Annotated in this window: 11 protein-coding genes; 4 read left to right on the forward strand and 7 right to left on the reverse strand. The window is 34.5% G+C overall.

Going from position 1 to position 12,429, the window contains the following annotated elements; translation table 11 throughout:
* Positions 1-4: 4 nt before the first annotated feature.
* The 4 genes from K4L44_11785 to K4L44_11800 all read right to left on the reverse strand — a co-directional run bounded on the left by K4L44_11785 (position 5) and on the right by K4L44_11800 (position 3,893).
* A complete protein-coding gene (locus K4L44_11785; protein QZE13265.1) occupies positions 5-934 on the reverse strand; it encodes a serine acetyltransferase in 930 nt (309 codons plus the stop codon).
* A 1-nt stretch (position 935) separates the two neighbouring features.
* Positions 936-1,463, reverse strand: a complete 528-nt coding sequence (locus K4L44_11790) for an ATP-binding protein (protein ID QZE13266.1) — start codon at positions 1,461-1,463, stop codon at positions 936-938.
* Positions 1,456-2,070 (reverse strand): nicotinamide riboside transporter PnuC, encoded by a 615-nt coding sequence (gene pnuC / locus K4L44_11795; protein QZE13267.1) that lies wholly within the window; start codon positions 2,068-2,070, stop codon positions 1,456-1,458. Before pnuC ends, K4L44_11790 begins: the two co-directional genes overlap by 8 nt.
* A 218-nt stretch (positions 2,071-2,288) precedes the next feature.
* Positions 2,289-3,893 carry a S41 family peptidase gene (locus tag K4L44_11800; GenBank protein ID QZE13268.1) on the reverse strand — a complete coding sequence of 535 codons (1,605 nt, stop codon included), beginning with the start codon at positions 3,891-3,893 and terminating at the stop codon, positions 2,289-2,291.
* Positions 3,894-4,241: 348 nt separating this feature from the next.
* Here K4L44_11800 and K4L44_11805 point away from each other — a divergent pair, with 348 nt between their 5' ends.
* Positions 4,242-4,718, forward strand: coding sequence for an Lrp/AsnC ligand binding domain-containing protein (locus K4L44_11805; GenBank protein QZE13269.1), 477 nt, complete (start codon positions 4,242-4,244; stop codon positions 4,716-4,718).
* 111 nt (positions 4,719-4,829) lie between these two features.
* Here K4L44_11805 and rlmB read toward each other — a convergent pair whose 3' ends face one another.
* The gene (rlmB, locus tag K4L44_11810) at positions 4,830-5,573 is read right to left on the reverse strand and encodes a 23S rRNA (guanosine(2251)-2'-O)-methyltransferase RlmB (protein QZE13270.1); all 744 of its coding nucleotides are present in this window, start codon (positions 5,571-5,573) and stop codon (positions 4,830-4,832) included.
* 37 nt (positions 5,574-5,610) lie between these two features.
* Positions 5,611-7,566 (reverse strand): ABC-F family ATP-binding cassette domain-containing protein, encoded by a 1,956-nt coding sequence (locus tag K4L44_11815; protein QZE13271.1) that lies wholly within the window; start codon positions 7,564-7,566, stop codon positions 5,611-5,613.
* Between the two features lie 234 nt (positions 7,567-7,800).
* Between K4L44_11815 and K4L44_11820 the strand changes: the two genes are divergently transcribed.
* From K4L44_11820 to rlmD, 3 genes are all read left to right on the forward strand, one after another.
* Positions 7,801-8,529 carry a DUF2490 domain-containing protein gene (locus K4L44_11820; GenBank protein QZE13272.1) on the forward strand — a complete coding sequence of 243 codons (729 nt, stop codon included), beginning with the start codon at positions 7,801-7,803 and terminating at the stop codon, positions 8,527-8,529.
* Between the two features lie 11 nt (positions 8,530-8,540).
* Positions 8,541-10,124 carry a hypothetical protein gene (locus K4L44_11825; GenBank protein QZE13273.1) on the forward strand — a complete coding sequence of 528 codons (1,584 nt, stop codon included), beginning with the start codon at positions 8,541-8,543 and terminating at the stop codon, positions 10,122-10,124.
* 74 nt (positions 10,125-10,198) lie between these two features.
* Positions 10,199-11,608, forward strand: a complete 1,410-nt coding sequence (gene rlmD, locus K4L44_11830) for a 23S rRNA (uracil(1939)-C(5))-methyltransferase RlmD (GenBank protein QZE13274.1) — start codon at positions 10,199-10,201, stop codon at positions 11,606-11,608.
* Positions 11,609-11,694: 86 nt separating this feature from the next.
* Here the strand turns inward: rlmD and K4L44_11835 are convergent, their stop codons facing one another.
* Positions 11,695-12,300: a DUF4998 domain-containing protein gene (locus K4L44_11835; GenBank protein ID QZE13275.1), complete on the reverse strand. Its 606-nt coding sequence runs from the start codon at positions 12,298-12,300 to the stop codon at positions 11,695-11,697.
* Positions 12,301-12,429: the final 129 nt, after the last annotated feature.

Consider the following 12,429-nt stretch of genomic DNA (forward strand, 5'->3'; position numbering starts at 1 on the left):
GAATTCAAATTCCTCCTCCATCATTAAATTTTTCAATTCTTGATCTTCCTTGTATTACTCGACCATAAGGCATTACATCTTCCGTGACCCAAACATTCCCCCCAATAGTAGCGTGATGTCCGACTGTAATACGCCCCAAAATCGTTGCATTTGAATATATTACCACATCATCTTCAACTATTGGATGACGAGGCACACCTTTTATCGGATTGCCATTCTCATCCAATGGGAAACTCTTAGCACCTAGAGTAACCCCTTGAAACAATTGAACTCTATCACCAATAATACATGTCGAACCCACTACTACCCCTGTTCCATGATCAATAGAGAATGACTCTCCAATATTGGCAAGTGGATGTATATCTATTCCAGTCTCAGAGTGAGCAAGTTCAGATATAATTCGAGGAATCATTGGCACTCCTAATTGATACAGTTTATTGGCGATTCTATAGTTACAGATAGCCTTTATAGAAGGATAACTAAACACCACCTCACCTCGATGTGATGCTGCGGGGTCGTTTAGGAATGCAGCCTCCACATCTTTTGACAACATTTCTCGTAGATAAGGAATGGACTCAATAAATCGAATCGTAATATCTTTACTTTTTTTTTGACGTTCGCTTAAAAGGGACATAGACCTTTTTTGATTGCAAGAAAAACACAATCCTGCCAGAACTTGATCTACTAAGGATTCATAAACCTGATCAACAAGTAGTCCTGTGTAATATTTTAGAGTATTAGTATTTAAAGGTATAAAACCATAAAAACCTGGAAAAATTAACTGCCTTACTTTCTCAACTATCTCCTTTAAAACATCTATACTTGGCAGAGGTTCATTGTCATAATGTTCGTGACAAACTTGTCCATAAGATGTTGGAGATGAAAGAGAATTAACGACGTAATCAAACCTCTTCTTTACATCATTCGTATCCATTCTAGTCCGTATTAATCCGTAATAATTTTTCTACTTCACTTTTAGCACGAAGAAATCGATCTTCACCCACTTCAGAGACCTCCACGTAATTACATTGGTAATGCTCTAGCTCCTCTTTATATTTTTGATGTAGTTTCCATCTCATCTCCCCTCCATTCTCTCTAACAGGATCCTCTACCCAAGGAAGATCAGGAGTCAAAAGAAGATACAGATCAGCCTTATGGTCAGCAATATGAGCATCTACAAAATCAGGCATTTGTTTATACATCTCAAAAAGCCATACCTTCGTTATTATCAACCAACTATCATAGAATACAATAGAATCCGAAAGTTGTTCGATCTCTAGGTCCTCTTCTACTTGATATTTTGCAATGGCCACTACATCATCATACTGGTAAGTATAGCCATGTTCCTCAACATAAGTTCGAGCATACTCTGGAATATTAGTCCCTTGAAAGTATTTAGCTAGCATTTCTGATATCGTCGATTTGCCAACAGATTCTGCACCAGTTACGACCACTCTAAGCATTCGAAGCTATTTTTGTCGGTTTCATTTGTTTTTTCCAAGTAACAAATCCAACCACGGCCAACACAGTATATGTTCCCATCAAAAGAGAAGTAGGGACCATACCTTTATAAAGATAGATTACCATTGACACGAAATCAATCACAACCCAAAAGATCCACTGCTCTAATATCTTTCGAGTCATCATCCATGTGGCAACAATGCTACATGCTGTAGTAAAAGCATCCACAACAGGAACAGGAGAATCTGTATGATATTTTAAAACATACCATATAACGAAATATAGGATCAAAGAGGAGATAGAGATACCAACCCACTCCTTTTTATTCGCTAATCTTACTTGAACAGCAGGATTCTTATCATCGACCTTTCTCATCCACATATACCAACCATAGAAGCTAATTACGACATAATAAACTTGTAACGACATATCCGCATAAAACTTATTCACAAAGAATACATATACGTAAAGAGCCGAAGTTAATATACCAAAGAACCAAGTCAATAGATGTTCTTTTATAGAACAGAAGATATATAAAAAACCAAGAATTGCACTTATCCATTCAAGGTGTCGATCTGTAGTTAACCAACCTAATATTGAATCAATCATACTATTATTTTAAACAAAGTGTAAAGATGCAAATAATTTAGCGATTCCCTAAAAAGAGATAAACCTTGCATCTTTTTATTTAAAAATTACAATTTAATAATACAACCAAAAAGCACGAATTAAACAATAACCAATTGTCAAACACAATAAAACCTTTTAAGATTAGAAGAATCCTAATCTTAAAAGGTTCAATGAAATAATGACCTATAGTCATTGATCTATCCTTTTTTACCCAAGAGTTTCTCTTCATACTTTTTAGGGTGATGTATGAGATCTAACGCCTCTTTGATCTCAGAATCGTCAGTATTCAGAATCTCATAGAATGCTCCTCTAGGATAAAGAAATCTAGCCATTATTGCCCTGAAATGTAACGAAATCATCTTATTTGACTGCTTATCATTTACCACCTCCAAATCTGGCAATTTATTCTTTGCTTCCGATTTCAGCTCATCTATAACTTCGATAGGAATAACATAACTCGTTTTGTAAGATTCAAAATCAGGATACTTTGCTTTAATAGAAGTCCGCACTTTATTTAAATAGTTAAATACAAATGGATAGAAGATATCTTCTCGAATCAAAGTATTTATATAGGAGTAGCTAACAGTTGAATCTAAAGGAATATAGATATCAGGAACAATTCCCCCTCCACCATAAAACTTACGTTTATTACGCAAAGTATAGTAGACTCTAGATGAGTCACGCACAACTTTTGTAGAATCAAACAGCTCCCCATCTTTGATACGATTGCTTAGATCCGAATAATAGACCTTACGACCTTCTCCATATGGCTTCTGGATATTACGACCTGCTGGGGTAAAATAGTGTGCGACAGTCAAACGAATCAATGATCCATCTGTCAACATAAAAGGCTGTTGTACTAGACCTTTCCCAAAGGAACGACGTCCTATAACCAATCCTCTATCCCAATCTTGGACAGCCCCAGTCACAATCTCACTAGCTGAAGCAGAACCTTCATCAATTAGAATAATTACTTTACCTTTCTTAAAACTTCCATCCGAATCTGAATAATACTCTTTTCTAGGATTGTGAAGACCTGAAGTATACACCAATAGTTTTTCTTTGGGGAAGAACTGGTTCGAAATACCAATAGCAGCACGAAGGTATCCTCCTCCATTACCACGAAGATCTAAGATTAGGTTGTCAATATTGTTATCATAACCAAGTTTTTTTAAAGAAGACAAGAACTCTATTTCCGTTTTTGCACCAAAACGATTTATCTTAATATAAGCAGTAGTAGGATCAGCCATATAAGATGCATCAACACTATAAATAGGGATCTTGTCACGAACTACAGTATAGTTCATCGGTGCAAACTTTCCTCTCTTTATAAATAACGATACTTTAGATCCCTTTTCACCTTTTAAGACCTCAAATACTTTAGAATTAGTAAGGCCGATACCAGCAATATTCTCTCCATCTACTTTTATTATTTTATCTCCAGCATGGATCCCAACTTTCTCTGAAGGGCCACCTGAGATAGTACTCATCACAACTAAAGTATCATCTGAAATATTGAACGATATTCCAATCCCTTCAAAACTTCCATCAAGAGCTTCATTCATCTTATCCACCTCTTCAGAACTAACATAAGTAGAATGAGGATCCAAATCAGATAATACTTTTTTAATTGCAGTTTGGGTTAATGACTTAATATCAACACTATCAACATAGTACTCATCAACAATATTCAACACTCTTGCATACTTTACAGCTTGCGTCCTCAAATCATCTCCATCATTTTGTGCATAAATACAAGAGGAAAATAAAAGAAGTAGTAACAACAATAGAGACTTATTCATAATAGAAACGTTTTTGGAACAAATTTTTATCATAGATATTTATATAACAAGACAGAATTCATTTAGTTTTATTCACACTTAATTTATCTACGATCATTAACCACATTGCGATTGCTTTTAAAAAACGATATGTCTTAAGATACAACAGGTGACAACATAGCATAATTACAGATCATCCAGAATGCAAAGAAATACATAGATAAAAAGAAAAACATATTATAAAACATATTATTTAGAACCGCTAAATAATTGTTTATTGACACACTCAAATAACATTTTGTTTATCTTTGATAATGAAAACAAGCAATGAGATAGATTTCTGAATGAATAATTAAGTATATTATAAAAATGAGCAATAAAGGTAAACTAGACGATATAGATTTAAAAATACTGGATATCATTTCTCAGAATGCACGTATTCCATTCAAAGATGTTGCTGAAAAGTGTGGAATTTCAAGAGCTGCAGTACACCAACGTGTCAATAGACTTATTGAGATGAAAGTAATTGTTGGTTCTGGATACCATATCGATCCGAAAAAAGTGGATTATAGCACGTGTACTTATGTGGGAATATTTTTAGATCAAGGAGGCCTCTATCCTACAGTAGCTGAAAAACTAAAAGAGATTCCTGAGATTGTAGAGTGTCACTATACAACAGGTCAATATGCTATCTTTGCAAAAGTATATTCTAGAGATAATGAGCATCTTAAAGATATATTGATCCATCAAATTCAACCAATAAAAGGGATTACTTCCACAGAAACCATTATCTCTTTAGAAGAGACTTTTCGTCGTGAAGTGCCAATAATTTTGAATCACAATTAAGAGGAGCACGATGAAAATATCGAGTTGGAAAACGTGTTTGCATAAGACATAAAAACAATAAGGAGCCTCTAAAGGCTCCTTATTTATAATCTTAAAAATAACAATCTACAGTTATCCTCTCTGTCTTACCACTTCAAAAAGCAATACTGCCGCTGCTGCAGAAACATTCAGTGACTGAATTTTTCCCTTTTGAGGGATGGCAACTTGCTGATCTACTACTTTCAAAATTCCTGGAGTCACCCCCTTGTCTTCAGATCCCATAACAATTCCTACAGGAGAAGTAAATTCACACTCATAATAGAAGCTTTTTGATTTCTCCGATGCAGCAACACATTTTACACCATACTGTTGAAGTGTAAAAACGGCATCTTTCAAATGCTTAACTTTACACACAGGAATGGTAAGAAGTGCACCTGCTGATGTCTTGATCGATTCTGCATTAATACGAGCAGAACCAGACTCAGGTATAATGATAGCATCCACACCAGCAATCTCTGCAGAACGTGCGATAGCACCAAAATTACGAACATCAGAAATTCTATCTAGAAGTAGAAATAATGGACTATAATCGACTGTATTTACCTTTTCAGCAACCAACATCTCAAAATTTGCAAATTCTATCGGAGACACATATGCAATAGCTCCTTGGTGATTATTTTTTGTAACCTTCTGCAACTTCTCAATAGGGACCATCTGAAAAGGAATCTCATTTGCTCTTATAAGTGCAAATAGCTCATTATACAGCTCCCCATTACTATCTTTTTTTAATAATATTTTCTCAATTGCTTTACCCGAATGGATAGCTTCCATTATGGCTCTAATTCCAAAAATATAATCATTTGCCTGCGAACTCATCTCTCAATATTTATTTGATTACTTATTTTATATTTATCTACCAGGTTCTTAACGTGAGGACTGAATCAAGTTTCTCACTACAATCTTCCCACGTCTCCATTTCAACATCAAGATCATTTTTAAGAGCATCATACCTCTTAAAAAATTCCATATCCGTTCCTTTTGATGGATCCTTTTCCACCTCATCATCCATCTTTTCTATCTCTGATTCGAGACGCTCAATATTATTTTCAGCTCTTTGTAAGTCACGTTCAGCTTTCGATATTTTTTTATTTATCTCTTTCTTTTCAGCATAACTTAATGACGTAGTGCCTTCATCGCTTCCATTTTCCGACTCAGATTTCTTTGTGGCAACAATTTGCTTTAAGAGTACACTCTCGGCAGCTAGCTCTTTTTGTCTCATAGCCAAATAGCCATAGATACCATCATTATGGTGACGTAATTTCTTATCACGAAATTCTACAACATCAGAAACAAGACCATCAAGAAACTCTCTATCATGAGATACCACAATTACCGTTCCTTCAAAATCAACAATCGCTTGTTTTAAAAGCTCCTTAGATGAGATATCAAGATGGTTGGTAGGCTCATCCAGAATTAGCAAATTAACAGGTTCTAAAAGAAGTTTGATCATTGCTAATCTAGAACGTTCTCCCCCAGACAAGACTTTAACCTTCTTATCCACATCTTCTCCGCTAAACATAAAAGCGCCCAAAATATCTCTTACTTTGGTACGCATATCACCAACAGCAATATTGTCGATAGTCTCAAAAACAGTTAATGTCTCATCCAACAAAGATGCTTGATTTTGAGCAAAATACCCAATCTTTACATTATGACCAAGATTCACTGCACCATCAAAAGCAATCTCTTGCATGATCATCTTCACCATAGTAGACTTACCCTCACCATTCTTTCCGACAAACGCAATTTTTTGTCCACGTTCAATCTCAAGATCCACTTTATCTAAAACCAAATGATCATATGATTTAGAAGCCTCTTTGGCATCAACCACAATAGTACCTGAACGAGGTGCTGGAGGAAACTTGATATTGAGAGAACGTTTATCTTCTACATCAAGTTCAATTCGTTCCACTTTATCAAGCTGTTTAATACGAGACTGTACCTGAACAGCTTTGGTCGCTTTATAGCGAAAACGTTCGATAAAGTCTTCAGTATCTTTAATCATCTTTTGCTGATTCTCATACGCTGCTTCCAGCTGTTGTCGTCTCTCTTTACGCAGAACGAGATATTGGCTATAATTGGCCTTATAATCGTGAATAGAACTCATACTTATCTCTATTGTTCTATTCGTAATATTATCAAGAAAAGCCCTATCATGCGAAACCAAAACAACGGCACCATGATAATCTTTCAAGAAATTCTCCAACCACTGTATCGATTCAATATCCAAATGATTCGTTGGCTCATCCAAAAGAAATACATCAGGTCTCCTCAATAGAATTTTGGCTAACTCAATACGCATTCTCCAACCACCTGAGAATTCCGATGTTTGTCTCTGAAAGTCATCTCTTTTAAAACCCAGACCTATTAATGTCTGCTCAATAGATGCCATGTAGTTACCAGCACCGATTATCTGTAAACGATCCGTTAAATCTGTAACTTTATGAATAAGATCCATATACGATTCAGACTCATAATCTTCTCTAACAGCCAACGATTCGTTGAGTTGTTTTAACTCATTTTCTAAAATCAAAATTTCCTCAAAAGCGGATTCAGCCTCTTCAAGCACCGTACGATTATCATTAATCATCATATGCTGTGGAAGATAACCAACAGTAACATCCTTAGGACATATAACCTCTCCAGAGGAAGCCTCTTGTTGCTTGGCAAATACTTTTAACATCGTTGATTTTCCTGCACCATTACGGCCAGTTAAACCAATACGATCCTTGGGATTTATTTTAAACGTAATATTTTTAAAAAGATCAAAACCCCCAAAGCTGACTGTCAGCTGCTCTACAGATATCATGGAACTCTATTTTGGATTAAACCTAAGGTGGACAAAGATATAATATTTCATCTCGGAATTGCGATTTTAACTAATGATATACATAAACTTTTTTACCCAATACCATGTTTATAGTTTATTATGAAATGAAAAAGACACCAGGCACATTTTTTGAGTTCAAAATATTTATTTTTCTTTTGTGTATTCAAAAAGATCACTGATCGAAAAAACACACAACAACAGACTAATCTTGAAATGACACAAAACAACAGAAACGACATACTTAGAAAACTCTTAATTAGCAGCTTACTACTAATATTCACTCATAATCTCTATGCAACAGATAAATATGAACAATATAGAGCTTACTACTTTGTCAGTAAATCAATAAAACCCAATTGGACCTATATCGGTGCTCTTGGAATTCATTATATTCCGAAAAAAGATGATTGGAATAGAACTGAAATAAGAAACGAAATAAGCTATCGATTCCGAAGAGACATTAAATTTTCCGTAGGAGCACGTATTAATTATGTTGGTAGGTATGGAGAGAAATATCAATTCGAATTACGTCCATATCAAGCAGTCTCATTAACATGGCCAAGATTCAACAGCTTTAAATTTACCAATCGGTTTTTAATGGAAGAAAGAATTACATGGGATCTTACAGGAGATAATGAGACCATAGTGCAAGGACGTTTTAGATATCGTCTAGACACCAAAATTCCAATCAACAAACCGGCACTTATTCCTAAAACCATTTATATACGACCAATGATAGAGACTTTTCTATCATTTGGAGAAAATATAGACAATGCTTATATTTCTCAAAACAAATATACAATAGCCCCAGGATATATCATCTCCAAGAAATTAACGTTAGAATTTCGATATGAATTTCTAACTGGAAACTCCTTGAACGACCATACCTTACAGAGCACGACGAATCTTTTTAGGATTCAATTAACACAGAAACTATTCTAAAAAATTGGATTATGTCTCAAAGAAATAAATTACAGAAAACAACTATCTTATTTGCGATCGTACTAGCAGCTACAGCAATCACGATATTTTGGAATAACAGTAGACAAAAAGAAGTATCCCAACCAGAAGAGAAGGAACACGTCGAGTTATCGGATAAAGTTGTCTCAACACCACCTCAAGACAACAAGATAAAAAATAAAAATAACAAATCTCAATGCAATAATAAAAGAAAAGAGAAGATAGATATAGATCAAAATAAATTGATCCCAATCAAACAACACACCCCTGTTCCAAATACAGATAAAGTAATCCCTAAAGAAGGAACTCACAAACACCCTCCTTTAGTACATCATATTCCATCATTTTCGTTAAGCAATTACGACAAACAAGAGGTAGGTCTATTTCCGAATTTTACGACAACCATCTATAAAGAGAAATACAAAACCCTTTGGGTAGCCTCCATTGATAGAGTATCTAAGTTTTTAATTTACGATTCTACCAAAATCAAATATGTTCATAGTCTTCACTATCCAAACCCATCCAACTTCAAAAAGTTTGATACCGAAAAGTTACGTAGTGAAGTAAAAGAGTTTCAGTCTATCAATGCACTTCACAACAAAGTATCTGAGATATATAAACAATATCAAATGGAGTTCCCTATTGTTACAACCACCTATAATAACCAATTTGTTATTGGAAAAGGAAACTCCCTATTTTACTATGCGGATGAAGAGTATGACTCTCCAAATGCTGCAATTGCAATTCAAGATATATGGAATATTCCTAAGAAATTAAAAAAGGATAAAAACACCAAGATTATATCAACAATTACATTTGATAAGTCTCTATTAGTACTCCTCTCCAATGGGTCTCTAATAGAGTTAAATACAAATAACAAGATCATAGGCAGTCTTAAACTTAAAAACACACAAGAGTATACTCAAAATATTATTAAAGAAGACAATTTAATTGTAGTGGTCTCCAATAAAGGGATATATGAAATTAAAAAAATAGACACCGAGTGGAAGGTTACAAACTTTAGTGCTTTCTCAATATATAACGACAGAAAAAGAAACTCAGAACCCACAATTATATACCAGGGGGATAAAAAGATATTGGTAATGATGGTGGACCCTGACATGCCTAAAGTTCTTTTTTATCAGATTGGACAACGCGATGCTTCGTTTTCTTATTTTCTTTACACCGTTCCATTTGAGGGAGATTCACGTAATATTATGACGCAAGTTGTACACAACAATCTATATCTCTATAAAACGGGGAATGCCGGAAAACTCTTAAAGCTAAAGGTCGATTACCTAAATAAAAAAGTAGTAAAACAGTGGGAAAGAGACGAGAACAATTTTATCATACTTCATAGCAATAAGACAGATAGAGTACTTGCTGTGGTCAAAGAGAGTGGAAAGTGGAAAGTGAAAGCAATATCAGTAGAAGATGGAAAAGTGTTAAGCTACTTTAAACTTAGTGCGGATCAAACTTACATTCCCTCAAGTACCAATATCGAAAATATAAGCCCAAACCACTTTATTTACTCAGGAATTATGGACTTAATTGAATGCCAAATAGTAGAGCCATAACTTTTTTTTAAAAACAACAGAATTATAGGGCTTCGTTTGATTATATTTGTCGACAAATTTTTAAGTTTTACGTTTTGGGTAGAAGTAGAAGAAAAAAACCGTTTTACGAGAATGTTCGTATCACCGATGTAGGTGCCGAAGGAAAAGCAATTGCTAAGATTGATGATATGGTTGTTTTTACAACACATGTAATTCCTGGTGATGTAGTGGACCTTCAGGTCGTAAAAAAAAGAAAAAGATACCAAGAGGCTAGAGTAACTAAAGTTCATGAGTACTCTAAAGACAGACAAGATGCATTTTGTGAGCATTTTGGGACTTGTGGTGGCTGTAAATGGCAATTCTTGCCTTACGAAAAGCAACTTTTTTACAAACAGAAACAGGTAGAAGACCAGCTGAATAGACTTGGAAAAGTAGAACTTCCAACCATGGAGCCAATTCTTGGATCAGAGAAGACTACATTTTACCGTAACAAACTTGAGTATACATTCTCAAACAAGAGATGGTTAACTTACGAAGAGGTTGAATCAGAAAAAGAGTTCGAACATATGAATGCACTAGGTTTTCACATTCCTGGAATGTTCGACAAAATTATCGATATCAATAAATGTTGGTTACAACCGGAGCCATCCAATGAGATACGAAACGAAATACGTAAGTATGCTTTAGAGAATGGTTTAACGTTTTTTGATCTCAGAAATCAAGAAGGATTCCTTAGGAACTTAATCATTCGCACTGCATCTACAGGCGAAAATATGGTGATAGTCTCTTTCTATCATGAAGATCAAGAAGCAAGAGAAGCATTACTTCAACATTTAGCAGACAAATTTCCACAGATCAATGCACTTATGTATGTCATCAATGCAAAGGCAAATGACACCATTGCAGATCAGAAGATTAAAGTCTTTAAAGGCGAAGATCATATCTTCGAAGAGATGGAAGGAATCAAATTCAAGATTGGTCCAAAATCTTTCTATCAGACAAACTCTGATCAAGCATACGAACTATACAAGATCACTAGAGATTTTGCAGGACTGACAGGGGACGAAAATGTTTATGACCTTTATACAGGAACAGGAACCATAGCAAACTTTGTTGCAAAGAAAGCAAAACAAGTGGTTGGTATCGAATATGTCCCTGATGCCATCGAAGATGCAAAAGTCAACTCTTTAAATAACAAAATTGACAATACATCTTTCTATGCAGGAGACATGAAAGACATCCTGAACAATGACTTTGTACAAGAACATGGACAACCAGATGTGATTATTACAGACCCTCCACGTGCAGGAATGCATGAGGATGTAATCAATGTAATTCTAAATGCAGAACCTACACGTATCGTATATGTAAGTTGTAACCCTGCAACCCAAGCAAGAGACCTATCTCTATTGGATAGCAAATACAAAGTTACAAGAGTACGTCCTGTAGATATGTTCCCCCACACACACCATGTGGAGAATGTTGTTCTACTAGAAAAGAGATAAAGCTTTATTCTTGGTACAAGAATACTAAAACAGCCTATTCAAAGAATTGAATAGGCTGTTTCTTTATAAAATTAAACACTATTTTATTACAATAAAGCAGGTATATTATCCGTATATTTGGTATAAAATAGCTCTAAGGCATTTTCTTCTGGAATAAAAGCGGTGCGGTATTTTATTCCAATACCATAATTGTCTATAATTGTTTGATCTACATCTTTTAAAATATTTAATACAACGACTTCACCATCTGTAGTTTGATAAATAAACTCACATTTCTCCATCTTATTCAGAGGATCTCCCCAATTAATCACAACGGAATCATCTTTTCTAGTTATAGATGTAATCTTTCTGTTTAATAAGGTTGAATTATATCGATCTCCATATACAGTACCAACAGACTCAAAGGATAAAGATTTATTCTTATACATATCATAAGATATTGTATTAAATACATACTTTTTTTCTATTAGATTTGGAATAACTAAATTAAAAACGCCTCTTTTGCCTTCAATAGACACATCAACAGAATCTAAAAAATCATTATAATAGACTCTTAAAAAATCAATATTTTGTGCATTTGAATATATATCTAGTTGCACTTTTTTATAACCACTCCGAGAAATAACACTATCAATTTTTGCTGCATATATAATCTCTCCTTGATCAAGATAAGGTTGATGAAGACTGTTCATCTTTTCACAAGAATTGAGAAATATAGAGAAGCAAATAAAACAAATAGACGTCACATATTTTTGTAGTCTACTTCTAAGATTTCGACAATCTATTCGATAAGAAATATTATTATATTTAACTGTCATATT

It is taken from the genome of Prolixibacteraceae bacterium (genome assembly GCA_019720755.1).
Lineage (GTDB): Bacteria > Bacteroidota > Bacteroidia > Bacteroidales > Prolixibacteraceae > Halosquirtibacter > Halosquirtibacter laminarini.